Annotated in this window: 18 protein-coding genes; 4 read left to right on the top strand and 14 right to left on the bottom strand. The window is 59.2% G+C overall.

Going from position 1 to position 15,745, the window contains the following annotated elements; genetic code table 11:
• Window positions 1-14 precede the first annotated feature (14 nt).
• On the top strand, window positions 15-1,934 hold the full coding sequence (locus tag HUW35_RS07155; RefSeq protein ID WP_181254903.1) for an ATP-binding cassette domain-containing protein: 1,920 nt from the start codon (window positions 15-17) through the stop codon (window positions 1,932-1,934).
• Window positions 1,935-1,967: 33 nt separating this feature from the next.
• Here the strand turns inward: HUW35_RS07155 and HUW35_RS07150 are convergent, their stop codons facing one another.
• The 7 genes from HUW35_RS07150 to ftsY form a co-directional block, all read right to left on the bottom strand.
• Complete coding sequence (locus tag HUW35_RS07150) at window positions 1,968-2,804, bottom strand: outer membrane beta-barrel protein (RefSeq protein WP_181254902.1); 837 nt, start codon at window positions 2,802-2,804, stop codon at window positions 1,968-1,970.
• Window positions 2,805-2,897: 93 nt separating this feature from the next.
• Window positions 2,898-3,635 carry a tRNA (guanosine(46)-N7)-methyltransferase TrmB gene (gene trmB, locus HUW35_RS07145; RefSeq protein WP_181254901.1) on the bottom strand — a complete coding sequence of 246 codons (738 nt, stop codon included), beginning with the start codon at window positions 3,633-3,635 and terminating at the stop codon, window positions 2,898-2,900.
• Window positions 3,636-3,846: 211 nt separating this feature from the next.
• Window positions 3,847-4,224 carry a DUF423 domain-containing protein gene (locus HUW35_RS07140; protein WP_181254900.1) on the bottom strand — a complete coding sequence of 126 codons (378 nt, stop codon included), beginning with the start codon at window positions 4,222-4,224 and terminating at the stop codon, window positions 3,847-3,849.
• A gap of 264 nt (window positions 4,225-4,488) precedes the next feature.
• Window positions 4,489-5,343: an RNA polymerase sigma factor RpoH gene (rpoH, locus tag HUW35_RS07135; RefSeq protein ID WP_078082715.1), complete on the bottom strand. Its 855-nt coding sequence runs from the start codon at window positions 5,341-5,343 to the stop codon at window positions 4,489-4,491.
• A 380-nt stretch (window positions 5,344-5,723) separates the two neighbouring features.
• Window positions 5,724-6,722: a permease-like cell division protein FtsX gene (gene ftsX / locus HUW35_RS07130; protein WP_181254899.1), complete on the bottom strand. Its 999-nt coding sequence runs from the start codon at window positions 6,720-6,722 to the stop codon at window positions 5,724-5,726.
• A complete protein-coding gene (gene ftsE, locus HUW35_RS07125; RefSeq protein WP_078082713.1) occupies window positions 6,706-7,389 on the bottom strand; it encodes a cell division ATP-binding protein FtsE in 684 nt (227 codons plus the stop codon). Before ftsE ends, ftsX begins: the two co-directional genes overlap by 17 nt.
• Before the next feature lie 257 nt (window positions 7,390-7,646).
• Window positions 7,647-8,933 carry a signal recognition particle-docking protein FtsY gene (gene ftsY / locus HUW35_RS07120; RefSeq protein WP_181254898.1) on the bottom strand — a complete coding sequence of 429 codons (1,287 nt, stop codon included), beginning with the start codon at window positions 8,931-8,933 and terminating at the stop codon, window positions 7,647-7,649.
• Between the two features lie 149 nt (window positions 8,934-9,082).
• Between ftsY and rsmD the strand changes: the two genes are divergently transcribed.
• The 3 genes from rsmD (at window position 9,083) to ggt (ending at window position 12,118) form a co-directional block, all read left to right on the top strand.
• Window positions 9,083-9,676: a 16S rRNA (guanine(966)-N(2))-methyltransferase RsmD gene (gene rsmD / locus HUW35_RS07115; protein WP_181254897.1), complete on the top strand. Its 594-nt coding sequence runs from the start codon at window positions 9,083-9,085 to the stop codon at window positions 9,674-9,676.
• A gap of 109 nt (window positions 9,677-9,785) precedes the next feature.
• The gene (gene coaD / locus HUW35_RS07110; protein WP_181254896.1) at window positions 9,786-10,274 is read left to right on the top strand and encodes a pantetheine-phosphate adenylyltransferase; all 489 of its coding nucleotides are present in this window, start codon (window positions 9,786-9,788) and stop codon (window positions 10,272-10,274) included.
• Window positions 10,275-10,342: 68 nt separating this feature from the next.
• The gene (gene ggt / locus HUW35_RS07105) at window positions 10,343-12,118 is read left to right on the top strand and encodes a gamma-glutamyltransferase (RefSeq protein ID WP_255463536.1); all 1,776 of its coding nucleotides are present in this window, start codon (window positions 10,343-10,345) and stop codon (window positions 12,116-12,118) included.
• A gap of 51 nt (window positions 12,119-12,169) precedes the next feature.
• Here the strand turns inward: ggt and HUW35_RS07100 are convergent, their stop codons facing one another.
• The 7 genes from HUW35_RS07100 to rpmB all read right to left on the bottom strand — a co-directional run bounded on the left by HUW35_RS07100 (window position 12,170) and on the right by rpmB (window position 15,677).
• Window positions 12,170-12,751 carry a disulfide bond formation protein B gene (locus tag HUW35_RS07100; protein WP_181254895.1) on the bottom strand — a complete coding sequence of 194 codons (582 nt, stop codon included), beginning with the start codon at window positions 12,749-12,751 and terminating at the stop codon, window positions 12,170-12,172.
• A gap of 10 nt (window positions 12,752-12,761) precedes the next feature.
• The gene (locus tag HUW35_RS07095; protein WP_181255799.1) at window positions 12,762-12,914 is read right to left on the bottom strand and encodes a DUF5993 family protein; all 153 of its coding nucleotides are present in this window, start codon (window positions 12,912-12,914) and stop codon (window positions 12,762-12,764) included.
• A 208-nt stretch (window positions 12,915-13,122) separates the two neighbouring features.
• Complete coding sequence (locus tag HUW35_RS07090; RefSeq protein ID WP_181254894.1) at window positions 13,123-13,557, bottom strand: hypothetical protein; 435 nt, start codon at window positions 13,555-13,557, stop codon at window positions 13,123-13,125.
• Window positions 13,558-13,567: 10 nt separating this feature from the next.
• Entirely contained in the window at window positions 13,568-14,203 is a 636-nt protein-coding gene (locus tag HUW35_RS07085) for a hypothetical protein (protein ID WP_181254893.1), read from the bottom strand.
• Complete coding sequence (mutM, locus tag HUW35_RS07080; RefSeq protein WP_181254892.1) at window positions 14,204-15,019, bottom strand: bifunctional DNA-formamidopyrimidine glycosylase/DNA-(apurinic or apyrimidinic site) lyase; 816 nt, start codon at window positions 15,017-15,019, stop codon at window positions 14,204-14,206.
• A 233-nt stretch (window positions 15,020-15,252) separates the two neighbouring features.
• Complete coding sequence (rpmG, locus tag HUW35_RS07075) at window positions 15,253-15,408, bottom strand: 50S ribosomal protein L33 (protein WP_066960071.1); 156 nt, start codon at window positions 15,406-15,408, stop codon at window positions 15,253-15,255.
• A 32-nt stretch (window positions 15,409-15,440) separates the two neighbouring features.
• Window positions 15,441-15,677 (bottom strand): 50S ribosomal protein L28, encoded by a 237-nt coding sequence (gene rpmB / locus HUW35_RS07070; RefSeq protein ID WP_010132080.1) that lies wholly within the window; start codon window positions 15,675-15,677, stop codon window positions 15,441-15,443.
• Between the last annotated feature and the right edge of the window lie 68 nt (window positions 15,678-15,745).

Here is a 15,745-nt window from a genome sequence, read left to right as displayed (position 1 = left end):
CAAAGAGGTTTCCATTGATTAATCTGCAAGGCGTGTCGCTGCAAGTGGGCGGGCGAGATCTGCTCAACAACGCCAGCTGTCGTATTTTCCCGGGTCACAAGGTGGGCGTCATCGGCGCAAACGGCTGCGGCAAGTCGACCCTGTTCAAACTTCTGCTGAAACAGCAGGACAGCGACGCGGGTAGTATCGAGGTACCAGCGGGCTGGGAAGTGGCGCACATGGCCCAGGAGGTCTCCGCCACAGATCAGAGCGCGCTGGAGTACGCCCTGGACGGCGATCACCGCCTGCGCGACCTGCAGCGCGAACTGGACGCAGCCGAGGCCGATGGCAGCGACGGCAAGCGTATTGCCGAGCTGCACGAACGCATGGCGGCCATCGATGGCTACAGCGGCCCGGCGCGCGCGGCACAGCTGCTCGACGGCCTGGGCTTCTCCCACGCAGACCAGCAGCGTCCGGTAAAGAGCTTTTCCGGTGGCTGGCGTATTCGCCTGAACCTCGCGCGGGCACTGATGTGCCCGGCGGACCTGTTGCTGCTGGACGAACCCACCAACCACCTGGACCTGGATGCAACCCTGTGGCTGGAACAGTGGCTACAGCGCTTTCCCGGCACCCTGCTGATCATCTCCCACGACCGCGATTTTCTCGATGCTGTGGTGGATGGCATCGTCAGCTTCGAGCAGCAGGAGCTGGTGCTGTACAGCGGCAACTACACCGCATTCGAGCGCGCCCGCGCCGAGCGCCTGGCGCAGCAGCAGATCCAGTATGAGAAACAACAGGCACAGCGCGCACATATGGAAGACTTTGTACGCCGCTTCCGCGCCAAGGCCACCAAAGCCAAGCAGGCCCAGAGCCGCCTGAAAGCCCTGGACCGCATGGCGGAGATTGCCCCGGCCCATGTGGACTCACCATTCCGCTTTCGCCTGCCGTGTGCCGACAAGGTGTCCAATCCGCTGATCGACCTGCGCGAGGCCGAGATCGGCTACCCGGGCAAGACCATCCTCCACAAGGTGGAAATGGGTATCCAGCCCGGCCGTCGTATCGGCCTGCTGGGCCCCAACGGCGCCGGCAAGTCATCGCTGATCAAGACTCTGGCGGGGGATCTGCCGCTGGTGTCCGGGGTACGCCAGTGCGGCGAACACCTGAAAATCGGCTACTTCGCCCAGCATCAGCTGGAGGCGCTGGATGCCAAGGCCTCACCGATGCTGCACGTGCAGCGCCTGTCTCCCGATGCCAGCGAACAGCAACTGCGGGACTTTCTCGGCGGCTACGGCTTTGTCGGAGACCGGGTTTTCGAGCCGGTGGGCGGTTTTTCCGGCGGTGAGAAGGCGCGGGTGGCGCTGGCGCTGCTGGCGTGGCAGAAGCCCAATCTGCTGCTGCTGGACGAACCCACCAACCACCTGGACCTGGAAATGCGCCACGCGCTGACCCTGGCGCTGGCGGAATTTCCCGGCGCCATGCTGCTGGTCTCCCACGATCGTCACCTGCTGGCCAACACCACCGACGAGTTCATCCTGGTCGCAGATGGCCGCGCCGAGCCCTACGACGGCGACCTGGACGATTACAAGCAGTGGTTGCTGTCCTTCAAGCGCGACGAAAAACGTCGCCAGGATAGCGGCGTGGACACCGGTGACACCGGGGCGGAGAACCCCGTCGAGGACAAAAAAGCCCAGCGCCGCGCCGCTGCGGCCCTGCGCGAGCAGCTGAAGCCGCTTACCAACAAGCTGAAAAGCATCGAACAGAAAATGGCAAAGGCGGAGAAAGAGCTGGCCGCGCTGGAGAACCAGCTCGCCGATGAGGGCCTGTACAGCGGCGGTCAGCAGGATGAGATTGCGCGCCTGACCAAGGCCCAGGGGGAAACCCGAGACGCCCTGGACGAGCTGGAGATGGAGTGGCTGGAAATTTCCGAACAGTTGGAGGCGGCGCGCGGCGAATAGATCCGTCTACTTATCCGGCCTGCGCGCACACTCCTATTTGGCGAAGTCAGCGGGGTCGTAGGGCTCGCGCTGACAACCGTCCTCATTCACCGCCATACCCATGGGCGTCGTCGGACACTGGTCAAGATAGTCAGGCACGCCATCGCCATCGCTGTCCATGGGACAGCCGCGGAAGTCTACATCGATGCCCGGCGGGGTCTGCGGGCATTCGTCCACATCGCTGAATACTCCGTCGCCATCGCGGTCGTACACCACCGGATCGGAACCCCACTGGTAGCCGATGGCAAGGCTCAGAAAACTGTCCAACCCGCCTTCTTCCACGCCCTGGAATCCGCGCGCGTCGCCGCGCAACTGCCAGCGCGGACCGAGGCGGTATTTGATACCGGCGCCGAAGTTGACCATGGTCTGGCGCTCGTGCCAGTTGTACGGATAGCCGTAGGTATCCTCGTTCACGCGCAATTCACCGGCGCCAACTACCACGTAGGGCTGCCAGTCGAAGTTGCCACAAAAACGTCCGGCAAACTGGTACATCAGGTCGAGGTGGTAATTCTCGACAGTCACGTCCTCGTAGGAATCCTTCAGATTGACGCTGAAGTAATCGTAGACCCCTTCGACCACCCAGCGATCGGTAACGTTGTAGCCAAAACCGATGCCGCCGCCGCTGCTGTCTTCCAGCTCATCGCCGAAATAGGGCGTGCCTGAGAGACGGTCTTTATCGAACCAGTACTGACCGCCATTCAGGTAGAGATTGAGGGTGCCTTCGCGGTCGGCCAGGGTCTGCGCGCTGAGCAGCGCGAGGCAGGTACCGAGTACTATTCTGGACAGGGAATGACGCAGGTTTTTGCGTGCGGCAGTGGGTCTTGTTGTCATTGTTACTCCGGAGCTTCCGTTTACCGGCGGTAGTGTGAAGATAGCACAGTGGACCGGGTGACCTTGTGGCAGGACACCCGACCGGTTGGCATTTTATTTTCTTTTATAAAGCAGATCCCACACGCCGTGGCCGAGGCGCTCGCCACGGCGCTCGAATTTGGTCTGCGGGCGGAATTCGGGACGCGGGGCATAGTTGCCTTTGCCGGCGGTGTTCTCGAGCATGTCTTCCGCCTCGAGTACTTCCAGCATCTGCTCGGCATAGTTTTCCCAGTCGGTTGCCATGTGCATCAGGCCGCCGGGCTTCAGCTTGCTGCACAGAAGCTTCACAAAGCTGGGCTGTACGATGCGGCGTTTGTTGTGTTTCTTTTTGTGCCAGGGATCCGGGAAGTACAGCTGGAAGCGATCGAGGCTGGCGTCCGGGATACAGTCGTGCAATACATCGATCGCGTCGGCCATGTACACACGCAGGTTTTTGATTTCGGCTTTACCGGCGTTGTTGATCAGGCGACCGACACCGGGAGGATGGACTTCGATGCCAATAAAATCTTTGTCCTGTTCGGCGGTGGCCATTTCCAGCAGGGAGTCACCCATGCCAAAGCCGATTTCGAGAACGACGGGCGCTTCGCGACCGAAGATTTCTTGCGGCTCGATACCACCATCGTACAGAGAGAGACCAAACGGCCCCCAGTAAGTATCGAACGCTTTGCGCTGGCCTTCCGTCATCCGCCCACCGCGAATCACGTAGCTGCGGATGGATTTCTTTTTGAATTCGGTGCGGTAGGGGAAGTCTTCTTCCTCGTTACCTTGTTCGTTGTTGGGTTCTTCTTGCATCTTTTACCTCTAGGCCCGGAGCACTGTTCTTCGGTGCTTCGTGGCTTGTGCTGTGGCGGCCAAGCACCGGGTATGGGGTTTCAGAACCGCTGTAAATACATCCCTGTACGCTGCGTCGGCGACGTCCCTGTCGCCGACGCTTCTGAAACCCCATACCCGGCACTTGGCCTTCGAATCATGCTTCTAAGTTTTTACCACCCTATGTTGGTGGTTATTTTGAGTAATTAAGTGCCGTGATAAACAGTGATATCCAGCCGCCGATCAACAGAGTGCCACCCAGTGGTGTGATCGGGCCCAGTATTCTCGGACCACCAAATGTCAGGCCGTAGAGGCTACCGGAGAAAAGCAAAATGCCGATGGAAAACAGCGCGCCACTTACGATCAGTGAAGTTTTTGCACCGATCTGATGAATCAGGATAGCCACAGCAATAAGCGCCAGGGCGTGAATCATCTGGTAGTGCACACCGGTTTTATAGGTTTCCAGCAGATTTTCCGCGACTTTGTTGCGCAGACCGTGAGCACCGAATGCACCAAGGATCACGCCAGTGCCGCCAAAAAATGCGGCGAGCAATAGATACAATTTAGCCATCGTTATGCCTTTCTTTCGAGCTTACGAAGTACAGAGATCAAATCGAAGGGGAGGTGCCGGGTGCTGCTTTTTGAAAGCGTCGGCGACAGGGATGTCGCCGACGCAGCGTACATGGATGTATTCACAGCGGTTTCAAAAAGCAGCACCCGGTGCCTCCCCGCCACCGAACCAGCTCCAAAGCAAATACCACAGAAGCCCGGGACCACATACGAAAAAACCGCGCCAGTAGCGCGGTTCTTGAATCCGGTTGAATCTGTTGGCGTATCAGGCCTCCATCGCCACCCGGACTTTTTTCATGGCGTTCTTTTCGAGCTGGCGAATACGCTCAGCAGAAACACCGTATTTGTCCGCCAGCTCATGCAGCGTGGACTTGCTCTCGCTCAACCAGCGCGCCTCGATGATATCGCGGCTGCGGTCGTCCAGTTGCTCCATGGCGGAGGTCAGGTTGTTTACGCTGGTCTCCTGCCAGTTATCGTTTTCCAGCATGGTGGCCGGATCGTAACGGCGGTCTTCCAGGTAGTGTGCCGGTGCCTGCCACGCGGAGTCTTCGTCGTCGTCCACGCCCGCGTCAAACGCCGCATCGTGGGCCGACAGACGGCCTTCCATGTCGTGCACATGCTGCACATCCACATTCAGCTCAGCAGCAACCCGCTTGGCTTCATCACTAGTCAGCCACGCCAGCTTCTTCTTCTGGCCGCGCAGGTTGAAGAACAGCTTGCGCTGCGCCTTGGTGGTCGCGATCTTCACGATACGCCAGTTGCGCAGAATAAACTCGTGAATCTCCGCCTTGATCCAGTGCACCGCAAAAGACACCAGACGCACACCCTTCTCAGGGTTGAAACGCTTCACCGCCTTCATCAAGCCCACGTTACCTTCCTGAATCAGGTCGCCCTGGTTCAGACCGTAACCGGAGTAGGATTTGGCGATATGCACCACAAAACGCAGGTGAGACATAACCAGCTGACGGGCTGCCTCAAGGTTTTCGTGGTAGTAGAGATCTTCCGCGAGCTTCTTTTCTTCCTCGGCGGAGAGCACCTCGAAGCCACTTACTGTCTGGATATAGGCGTTCAGATTGGCGCCCGGGGACAGTGTATGGATCGGCTGCAGATTGGTTCCCATTCAGGATTCTCCTCGTAACTCTTGTTGCCCCGCTTGGCACTTGCTGCCCGGACTATTTCTTACCGGGACCAGTAGTTTGCGGCGGCTTGCTCCTCCAGCCCTGAGCTGATCAGCTTTTGAGCGGCACCGGGAGAGCAAAGTTGGCCACAGTGTAGCACTCGCAACGGGAAATGGAACCCCGCCCGCGATTGCCCGACATACCGCGCCAGGCCTTGATATACGGGAGGTTAGAGCGGTTATCCACAGGGGAAGTTCCACGCGGGAAGGCGGCTTTACGAATCTTGACTGACCGCGAGGTCATGCGATCGATATGCGAGGTAAGCCGCGTCAAAAACATGGATTTTGCGGCAAAGGCGGCGTTAACGGGCTCACGGAGATACTTACCGCGGCTGGATCGCCGAAATATGTCGCGCCACCGCCAGCCAGGCACCGGTCAGCCCCAGCAGGGCGGCACCGCCGGCCAGGCCGATCAGATAGGTAATGCCCGGTCCATCGAGCTGGAAACCGCTGCCGTACAGGTTCGCCAGCCCGCTCACCGGCCCCGTCAGTAGCCACACACCGACACTCACCAGTAACCAGGCAATCAGACCGCCCACCAGGCCGTACACCAGCCCGGTGTACAGGAAGGGACGCCGCACAAATGCGTCCGTCGCCCCCACAAGCTTCACCACCAGAATCTCCTGGCGACGATTCTCAATGTGCAGGCGGATACTGTTCACCACCACCAGCAACACCCCCAGCGCCAGCAGAAACGCCAGCCCCAGACTCATGCGCCGGCCCAGCTCGGTCAACTGCGACAAGCGCTGTACCCAGGCCATATCCAGCACCACGGAATCGGTCAGCGCGCTCTCCCGCAAGCGCTCCGCCAGCGTCTCGAGCCCGGCGCTATCCGACCCCGAAGGCCGCACCAGCAGCACCGCCGGCAGCGGATTGCTGTCCATACCTGCCAGCGCATCACCGAGCCCGGACGCCTGCTGGAACTCCGCCAGCGCCTGCTCCGGGGAAATGTAAGTCACCTCCGCCACCAGCGGATCCCCACGCAGATCGTCCGCGTAGGCAGTCACCGCGCTGTCCTTCGCGCGCTTGTGCAGGAACACCGAAATCTGCGGCTGCCCGTCCCAGCCAGCCACCGCCTTCTGGAAATTGGCCAGCCCCAGCTGCAGTGCCGCGGGCAATGCCAGCGCGATCGCGATCACCAGCGCCGTCATGCCACTGGACATGGGCGAAGCAAAAAAGCGCACCCAGGACTCCCGCCACATCTCGCGGTGATGATCCAGCCAGCTGCTGAAGCGGTCGCCGGCGCCAGTGCGCGCAGTCACCGCGCCGGCGGAGCGGGCGCGTTCGGTAGCCGGGGGAGAGGGTTTAGTACGCTGGTTCACGGCTCGGGTATCCGTCGTAAATGAGTTGCCCCTGCTGCAGGGTCAGCACCCGCTGGCGCATACGTGCAATCAGCTCGAGATCGTGGCTCGCGATCAGCACCGTGGTACCCACCGCGTTGAACTGCCGAAACAGCTGCATGATTTCTTCCGACAGCTTCGGGTCCAGGTTACCGGTGGGCTCGTCCGCCACCAGCAGCGCGGGCTTGTTCACCACCGCGCGCGCAATCCCCACCCGCTGCTGTTCACCACCGGAGAGCACGATGGGGTTCTGTTTTTCCTTGTGCAGCAACCCGACCTTGTCCAGCGCCGCACGCACCCGGCGCCCCACCTCGCGCTTGCTGCAGCCGGAGACCGACAGCGGCAGAGCGACGTTGTCGAACACACTGCGATCAAACAGCAGCTGGTGGTTCTGAAAGACGATGCCGAGATTGCGGCGATAGAAGGGGATCTGGCCGTTGCGCAACCGGTTCAGGTTCTGCCCGCCGACAATAATGCTGCCGCGGGTCGGGCGCTCGATGGCCGTGAGGAGTTTCAGCAGGGTACTTTTGCCGGCGCCGGAATGGCCGGTAAGGAAAACCATCTCCGCGCGATCGATCTCCAGACTGACACGCCCCAGCGCATCCTGGCCGGACTCGTAGCGTTTGTTGACGTTATCGAATTGGATCATGAGCGCATTTTTGTTGTTTTAGTTCTGGGGAGAATGCACAAGCATTTTTCAGGCCCCTGTGGCGGTGCCGCTACCGGGTGCCCCCTTGTGAGACACGCCGTAAACCCATCCCTGGGGGCTCGGATGCGGCCATCCAGGCCGCATACGGTCTCACAAGGGGGCACCCGGCATCGTCACCTTCGCGTCCGAGTTCATAAACCTAAAAAGCCGGGGCAATTCAGCCCAGCTTTCGGCTAATTAGCCCTGCGCCCGGTTAATCAGCCCTGAGCCCGATTAAACAGCGCCGCCACAAAGTCTTTAGCCACAAAAGGCTGCAGGTCTTCCGCCTGCTCCCCAACGCCGATAAAGCGTACCGGAATCCCCAGCTTCTGCGCCAGCGCGAAAATCACCCCACCCTTGGCAGTGCCGTCCAGCTTGGTCAGTACCAGACCGGTCACCCCGGCCGAATCGCGGAAGGTCTCCGCCTGGGAAAGCGCATTCTGACCAGTACCCGCGTCAAGCACCAACAGCACCTCGTGGGGCGCGGAATCGTCCAGCTTGCCCATCACCCGGCGCACCTTGGACAACTCCTCCATCAGGTTCGACTTGTTGTGCAGACGCCCGGCGGTATCCGCAATCACCACATCCACACCGCGGGACTGGGCGGACTGGATCGCATCAAAAATAACCGAGGCACTGTCGGCACCGGTGTGCTGGGCCACCACCGGCACATTGTGGCGCTGTCCCCAAACCTGCAGCTGCTCCACCGCCGCCGCGCGGAAAGTATCCCCCGCAGCCAGCATCACAGACTTGCCCTCGTTCAGATAGCGGTGCGCCAGCTTGCCGATGGTAGTGGTCTTGCCCACACCGTTGACGCCCACCACCAGAATCACGAATGGCTGCCTGGCAGTATCGATATCCAGCGGTGCCTCCACCTTGTCCAGCAGGCCGGCCAGCTCTTCCTGCAGCGCCGTGTAAAGCGCTTCACCATTGGACAGCTCCCGGCGGGACACGCGATCGGTGAGGCGGTCGATGATCTCGGTGGTGGCATCCACGCCCACATCCGCCATCAACAGCTGGGTCTCCAGCTCCTCCATCAGATCTTCGTCGATTTCCTTGGCGCCCAGGAACAGGTTGCCCATGCCCTCGGCAAACTGGCTGCTGGTGCGCGCCAGGCCGCGGCGGATACGCGCAAAGAAGCCCTCTTTCTTGGGCTTTTCCTGTGGGGTTGGCTGGGGTGCGGGCTCCGCCGGAGTATCTGTGGCAGCGGCAACCTCGGCAGTTGCGTCAAACGCCGCCTCCGGCGCTTCCTCTACCGACAGTTTTTCTTCAGCCTTATCCGCTTCAGCCTTTTCCGCAGTCTCCTCCGGTTCGACCTCTACCTGCGCAGGGGCAGTCTCCGCAGCGCCCTCGGCCTCCGCGGTATCCGCCAGCAGGTTATCCGGGATCTCGAATTCTGGCTCCGCCTCAGGCTCTGGCGATTCCGGTGCCAGGGGGTTATCCACCTTCTCTTCTGTGGACTCTTCAGCCTCGGGCTTCTTCTTGCGCAGGAAATCAAAAATCATCGGGTGTGAATTCTTTGACTGGAAACTTGGATGACAGGGTCACCAACAGCCGCTGGCGGCCGGTGGCAGAAAGGCGCTAATCTTAGCACCGCTGACTGTTTAGCACACAGTGATGCCCCGCTTAATTTTCCCCATCACCCGGATACCGAATGCCCAGAAACCGCAGACCCCGCACCAGTGACCAGTCAAAAACGGCCTCGTCCTCGCAGTTGCGCATCATCGGCGGCCGCTGGCGCGGGCGCAAAGTCGCCTTCGCCCCCATCGACGGCCTGCGCCCCACCGGCGATCGCCTGCGCGAGACCCTGTTCAACTGGCTGCAGTTTCACCTGCCCGGCGCCCGCTGCCTGGACCTGTTTGCCGGTTCCGGCGCACTCGGGCTCGAGGCCCTGAGCCGCGGCGCCGAGACCGTGGACTTCGTGGAGCTGGACCGGGGTGCCGCACAGACCCTGCGCCAGCAGCTGGACCTGTTGCAGGCCGAGGGGGGACGGGTGCACAACTGTCCGGCGGAGGTATTCCTCAGCCAGCCGGCCGCCCCCTACGACGTGATCTTTATCGATCCCCCGTTTGCCAACGACCTGTGGCAAAGTGCGCTCAGCGGCCTGGTGGAGGCGGGGTGTATCGGCGAGGGCACCCTGATCTATGTGGAATCCCCTCGAAACACCCTGATCGAGGCTCCGGCAGACTGGCAACTGGAGAAGGAAAAGCACGCTGGGCAGGTCTGCATGCGATTATTTGTCCGCTGAATCCCCCATATTCACTCCAGTTTGGCGCACTTTTGCAGGACTTTTTGAGAGCAGGGCCTAAATTGTTTAACATGCGCGTCCGTTTCCGGCCGGCAAGGCGAATTGGCTTATGAAAAAAGTGGTTTACCCGGGTACTTTCGACCCCATTACCAATGGTCATATGGACCTCGTGGAACGGGCCTGCCGCCTGTTCGATCACGTGGTGGTCGCCGTTGCCGCCAGCACCCGTAAGAATCCGCTGTTCACCATGGAAGAGCGGGTTGAACTGGCCCAACAGGAACTGTCCCACCTGAAGAACATTGAGGTGATCGGCTTCGACATCCTGCTCGCCGACCTGGTGCGCCAGCTTGACGCCTACGGTGTGGTGCGCGGCCTGCGCGCGGTGTCCGACTTCGAGTACGAATTCCAGCTCGCCAACATGAACCGTCAGCTGGCGCCGCAGATGGAAAGCCTGTTCCTGACACCGGCGGAACATCTCTCGTACATCTCGTCTTCCCTGGTGCGCGAAATCGCCTCCCTCGGTGGCGACGTCACCAAGTTCGTGCCCCCAGGCGTGCAGAAAGCCCTGCAGGAAAAGTACAGCAAGCAGACTCCCTGATCTGCTTCAGTCACTGACTGTCTGGTACACTCGGGCGATCCCTGCAAATTTGGCAACCGGATCGCCCTGTGAACAGATTTCTGCGTTACTCAGTAGCTCGTCTCATCCTCTCTGCCTCCCTGACCTCCGCCACCGCGGTGGCCGCGTCTTCCGCCTATGCCGGACAGGATGCGCAACCGGAGGTACAGCCTGAATTCGCCACCGGGCGATCGGAAATCAAGTCCGCCAGCGCCGCGGAATATATGGCAGTCACCGCCAACCCCCACGCCTCTGCTGCCGCCGAGCAGATCCTCGCCCGCGGCGGCACCGCGGTAGACGCCGCCATTGCCGCACAGCTGGTGCTGGGCCTGGTGGAGCCGCAGTCCTCCGGCATCGGCGGCGGCGCCTTTATGCTGAGCTACCGCGCCGACCAGAAAGATCTCCACTATTACGACGGCCGCGAAACCGCGCCCATGGCGGTGGACGAAAACTATTTCATGCGCGACGGCAAGCCGCGCGGATTTTTCGAAGCGGTGATCGGCGGTAACTCGGTAGGGGTGCCTGGGGTCATGCGCATGCTGGAACTGGCCCACAAGCGCGACGGCAAACTGCCGTGGAAAGACCTGTTCCAGCCCGCGATCAGCCTCGCCGAACAGGGATTTGAAGTGTCACCGCGCCTGCGCGAGCTGCTGGTGCGCATGCCGCGGGTAGCGGTGCGCCCGGCGATCCGCGATTACTTCTTCGACGCCGATGGCGAACCGCTCGCGGTCGGGCATCTGCTGAAAAACCCCGATTACGCGCAAACCCTGCGCACCCTGGCCGAAGAGGGTGTGGCGCCCTTCTATCAAGGTGAGATTGCCGCGGCCATTGTCGATGCGGTGCGCAACGATCCGGAAAATCCCGGCGTTATGACCCGTAAGGACATGGCCGATTATCAGGCAAAGGTGCGCGAGCCGGTATGCAGTAAATTCCTGGTTTACCGGGTGTGCGGTGCCGCGGCGCCGTCTTCCGGCGGCACCACCGTGGGGGCCATCCTCGGCATGCTGCAACATACCCCCATCGACGATTTTGATGCGGGCAGCGCCGAACTCACCCACCTGTTTACCGAAGCCTCGGAGCTGGCGTTTGCCGACCGCAATACCTACAGCGCGGATAGCGACTTTGTCGAAGTCCCCACCAATGCGATGGTCGCACCGCACTATCTGGCGCAGCGGGCCAAACTGATCAACCTGAAAACCGCACAGCCAGCGCGACCGGGTGTCCCGGGAGAATTTTCCGGCGCCCGGATCAAGGCGAAATCGCCGGAAATGCCTAACACCAGCCACCTGTCCATCATGGACAAGTACGGCAACGGCGTGAGCATGACCACCAGTATCGAGACCGGGTTCGGTTCACGCCTGCTGGTCAAAGGATTCCTGCTCAACAACCAGCTCACCGACTTTTCCTTCGTGCCCACCAACGCGGAAAAAGAGCTGGTGGCCAATCGCGTGCAGCCTGGCAAGCGTCCGCGGTCGTCTATGTCTCCCACCATCGTATTCAATAAAGACGGCAGCCTGCGGTTACTGGTGGGCTCCCCTGGCGGCTCGCGTATTATCGACTACACCGCGCGCACCATCCTCTACCACCTGGGCAAAGGAATCCCCATCGCCGAAGCCATCGACGCGGGCAACATCGCTGCTATCGGTTACCGACTGGAAGTGGAGCCCGATACGATCTCCGCGCCGGATATCGCAAAGCTGGAAGCCATGGGCCACAAGGTAGTGCAGAAAGAACTGAACAGCGGCATCCACGCCATCGCGCTGATGGATGGGAAACTCCACGGCGGCGCCGACCCCCGCCGTGAAGGCAGCGCGCTGGGACGCTAGAAAACCGGAAAAAAGCGATCAGCCTCAGGGTGATTGCTACGGTGTGATGATTTATCCCGGCAACCACAGATAATCGGTGGGATTGTCGGGACAGGCACCCACGCCGCACTCGGCCAGTGTCGACAGGACATTCATTACCAGAACCAACAGAAAGCTGATCCCCGCCAGCCTTCCCAGCCAACCGGCTTTCCGCGGTGTATCCGCGGCTTCTTTCAGCTTCATCCCGTCGATCATCAGCAGACCACCCAGGTACAGGGCGAGCGCAAAAAAAGCCACCAGTGCCCAGGTGTAAAAATGCATTCCCAGAAACGGCGAGCCGTAGCCAGGATCACCCGGTGCGATATGCAGCAACACCTGTCGCGCAGACGACACCATGCCAGCCAGTGCAGACACAATCGCAATGCCATAGTGCGCGGGGCGGCTGCCAAAACACACATTCAGCAGCAAGCCGAGCCCGACCATGACAAAGGCCACTCGCTGCAGCAGGCACAGGGGGCAGGGTAGTTCGTGCAGGAATATCTGCCAGGCAAATGCGAACCAGAGGATACCGCTGATACCTAACAAGCCGAGGGCATTGAGGCAATCGGACCAACGACCGAGGCCATGTACAGCGCCAGAGGTAGTATTCGCCACAACGTACCTCCTACAGGGAGATCTTCAGCGGGTCGGTCATATGGTAGAAGCACCAGGCCACATAGATGACCGCAGTAACCGCCCACCACCCCATGGCAGCACGACGACCGCCGCGCCAGCAGTACCACGCGGAGATCAGTGCAGTGAGAAAAGGCAACATCATGACCATATGCAGGAGACCGATTGGAATATCGGACTCAAACTTAGAGTGACGCCAGCAGAAATCCCAATTGCTAGAAAACGACGTGGAAAAGGACATTTAGTCCATCAGGGTATCCCATCCCCCCTGATTCATGCCCTTCGGAAATTATTTGTCATGCAAAGCCCAACCGCTAGCTAAATATCAGCTGCTTTCTCGCTTTGAATACATTTTATGGCGAAGAGTAATTAATAACGAAGAACTGGTTTTCAGTATCACTGAAAAATTCAAATCGATACACGACTCCGTCCATATCAGTAAGCTGCAAAGAAAATTCTTTTTTACCGAGAGCACGATTCCCTTTTAGTCGCCCTCTGATTTTCTGAATAAATTCTTTGTTTATTCCTAACTCTCGCATCATTTCAACGATTCGATTGGCGAGTCGCTCTTTAGTTGGTTCCGAGGTAAATATGTAGCTCGCTTTTATACTTCCAGAAGAACCTGCTCCGATAGATAAAATATCCCCCTTACTTTTGAGCTTTGTTTTCAGCGCACTTCTGGTTATTTTAGCTTGTTCTTCGGCACCTGTTGCACGGCTCTCTTCTACGCAACCCATGAGGGCGATAAATTGCAACGCAGCAGTACCGATTAATTTAGATAATGTCATCACCATCTCCTCAGTACTCTGGCGGAATCCAACGATAGTGGATAATTCCAGAATACAAGGGGCTAGGAGATTCTTTGATCTGAACCCAGTGATCACCATTGACACCTTGCAAGGTAAGCCCCCGCTGGAAATTTTCCTTGGAATAACTGACCACTCGAGCAGCTAGATCACTGGCCGAATTTTTCTCAGGAATCACGTGTGTCAGTAACAAGCTGATTTTTTCTGACAAATTTTCAGCGTCACCTTCAATCAAGTAGCTCGCACTAATGCCCAATCCACACAGATCAAATCGGGCGGTAACACTGTCACCGTTCCTGAAGGTTGCACTATATTTCCCGTGATCTGGCTCGAAACGCTCATTCGCGAGTTGCTCCAATTCAGAAAAGATTGCTCTGGGCGCGGTAGACACCGGACACTCGACAGACAGCACACTTGACGAAACTAAACACAGCAGGGTCACTGCGATACCTTTCAAAAACTGCATAACATTTCCATTGCGGTTTAATGAATGAAATAGGTTGGGCGATTTTATACTGACGGCTTCAGGATGAATCACGCGAATCATTTCGGGTCCCAGGGAACCCGCCTTAACTGGTACTGAAGCTTCACCTTTCGCCCCACCCTTGTCGCGGTGCTGTTGGAGCATTTAACGCTGACAACGAGGGCAGAAGAAGGTGTTGCGCTGGCCGATAATCTGCTCGCGGATGGTGCCGGGGCAGCGTGGGCAGGGCTGGCCGGCGCGGCCGTATGCGTTCAGTTGCTGGGCGAAGTAGCCGGGCTTGCCGTCGCCGCCGACAAAGTCCCGCAAGGTGGTGCCGCCCTGTTGGATAGCGTTGCCGAGGACGGTTTTGATGGCTTCCACCAGCTTTTCGTAACGGGGCCGGGAGATTTTTCCGGCCGGGGTCTGTGGACGGATGCCGGCCATAAACAGGGCTTCGCTGGCGTAGATGTTGCCGACACCGACGACGATGCGACCACCCATGATGAAGGTTTTCACTGGGGCCTTGCGACCGCGGGAGCGGCTGAACAGGTAGTCCGCGTGAAAGTCATCGCTCAGGGGCTCCGGGCCCAGGTGGGCGATGAGTTCGTGGTTGGCGATGGCTTCGGTGGTCCACAGTAGCGCACCGAAGCGGCGGGGGTCGTGGAAACGCAGGCGTTGGCCGCTGTCGAGCAGCCAGTCGATGTGGTCGTGTTTCTCCGGAGGCAGTTTGCCATCGACGATACGCAGGCTACCGGACATGCCCAGGTGCCAGATCGCGAGGCCCTTGTCGGTTTCCACCAGCAGGTATTTGGCGCGTCGGTCCAGGCGCTGGATACGGGCGCCCTGGATCTTCTCCGCAAAATCCGCGTCCACGGGCCAGCGCAGGCTGTGCTGGCGGATTTCGCACAGCTTTACCTTGCGGCCTTCCAGGTGGGGGGCCAGTCCGCGTTTGGTGGTTTCTACTTCTGGTAGTTCAGGCATCTTAATAGGTTCCGGGGCGCCACTAGCTGATTGAGTGGCGGCTCCGCTAGTGTCTCCCCTTCGCCAGACACGCCGTGAACCCATCCATGGGGGCTCTGCAAAAACATCCTGTTTTTGAAGGTCTGGCAAAGGGGAGACACTATCGAAGCCTTAGCGTCGACGTACAGTAGTTTTTTCCAGACACAAAAAAGCCCGGAAAACCGGGCTTTTTTGCGAACTAGCAAGGCAATCAATTACTTGATTTTGCCTTCCTTGTACATAACGTGCTTGCGAACAACGGGATCGTATTTTTTGATCTCCATTTTCTCAGGCATGTTGCGCTTGTTCTTGTCAGTGGTGTAGAAGTGGCCGGTGCCGGCGCTGGAATTCAGGCGAATCTTGTCACGCATTGTTCTGTCTCCAATCTGCGGTTAAGCAGTAATTAAACTTTCTCGCCGCGCTTGCGCAGCTCTGCCAGTACGGTATCGATACCTTTCTTATCGATAATGCGCATACCTTTAGTAGAAACACGCAGTTTAACGAAGCGCTTCTCTGCTTCCACCCAGAAACGGTGTGACTGCAGGTTCGGCACGAAGCGACGCTTGGTGCGGTTTTTGGCGTGAGAAACGTTGTTTCCGGTTACCGGGCGCTTGCCGGTTACCTGACATACCTTAGACATCTGATTGGCCTCTTCAATAACTCTCGTGCCCTCAGCTCGGGGGCGGGGCAGGGACTAAATTCGGTATC

The sequence above is a fragment of the Microbulbifer sp. YPW1 genome (genome assembly GCF_013367775.1).
Classification (GTDB): Bacteria; Pseudomonadota; Gammaproteobacteria; order Pseudomonadales; family Cellvibrionaceae; genus Microbulbifer.
The sequence above is the reverse complement of the archived record's forward strand: the minus strand, read 5'-3'. Positions and strand labels throughout refer to the sequence as shown.

Coding starts and splice junctions, on each gene's coding strand:
- HUW35_RS07090 (WP_181254894.1), bottom strand. CDS start 13,557: ATGACATTATCTAAATTAATCGGTACTGCTGCGTTGCAATTTATCGCC.
- rpmG (WP_066960071.1), bottom strand. CDS start 15,408: ATGCGTGACAAGATTCGCCTGAATTCCAGCGCCGGCACCGGCCACTTC.
- coaD (WP_181254896.1), top strand. CDS start 9,786: ATGAAAAAAGTGGTTTACCCGGGTACTTTCGACCCCATTACCAATGGT.
- HUW35_RS07150 (WP_181254902.1), bottom strand. CDS start 2,804: ATGACAACAAGACCCACTGCCGCACGCAAAAACCTGCGTCATTCCCTG.
- mutM (WP_181254892.1), bottom strand. CDS start 15,019: ATGCCTGAACTACCAGAAGTAGAAACCACCAAACGCGGACTGGCCCCC.
- ftsY (WP_181254898.1), bottom strand. CDS start 8,933: ATGATTTTTGATTTCCTGCGCAAGAAGAAGCCCGAGGCTGAAGAGTCC.
- HUW35_RS07085 (WP_181254893.1), bottom strand. CDS start 14,203: ATGCTCCAACAGCACCGCGACAAGGGTGGGGCGAAAGGTGAAGCTTCA.
- HUW35_RS07095 (WP_181255799.1), bottom strand. CDS start 12,914: ATGATGTTGCCTTTTCTCACTGCACTGATCTCCGCGTGGTACTGCTGG.
- HUW35_RS07140 (WP_181254900.1), bottom strand. CDS start 4,224: ATGGCTAAATTGTATCTATTGCTCGCCGCATTTTTTGGCGGCACTGGC.
- rsmD (WP_181254897.1), top strand. CDS start 9,083: ATGCCCAGAAACCGCAGACCCCGCACCAGTGACCAGTCAAAAACGGCC.
- ftsE (WP_078082713.1), bottom strand. CDS start 7,389: ATGATCCAATTCGATAACGTCAACAAACGCTACGAGTCCGGCCAGGAT.
- rpoH (WP_078082715.1), bottom strand. CDS start 5,343: ATGGGAACCAATCTGCAGCCGATCCATACACTGTCCCCGGGCGCCAAT.
- rpmB (WP_010132080.1), bottom strand. CDS start 15,677: ATGTCTAAGGTATGTCAGGTAACCGGCAAGCGCCCGGTAACCGGAAAC.
- trmB (WP_181254901.1), bottom strand. CDS start 3,635: ATGCAAGAAGAACCCAACAACGAACAAGGTAACGAGGAAGAAGACTTC.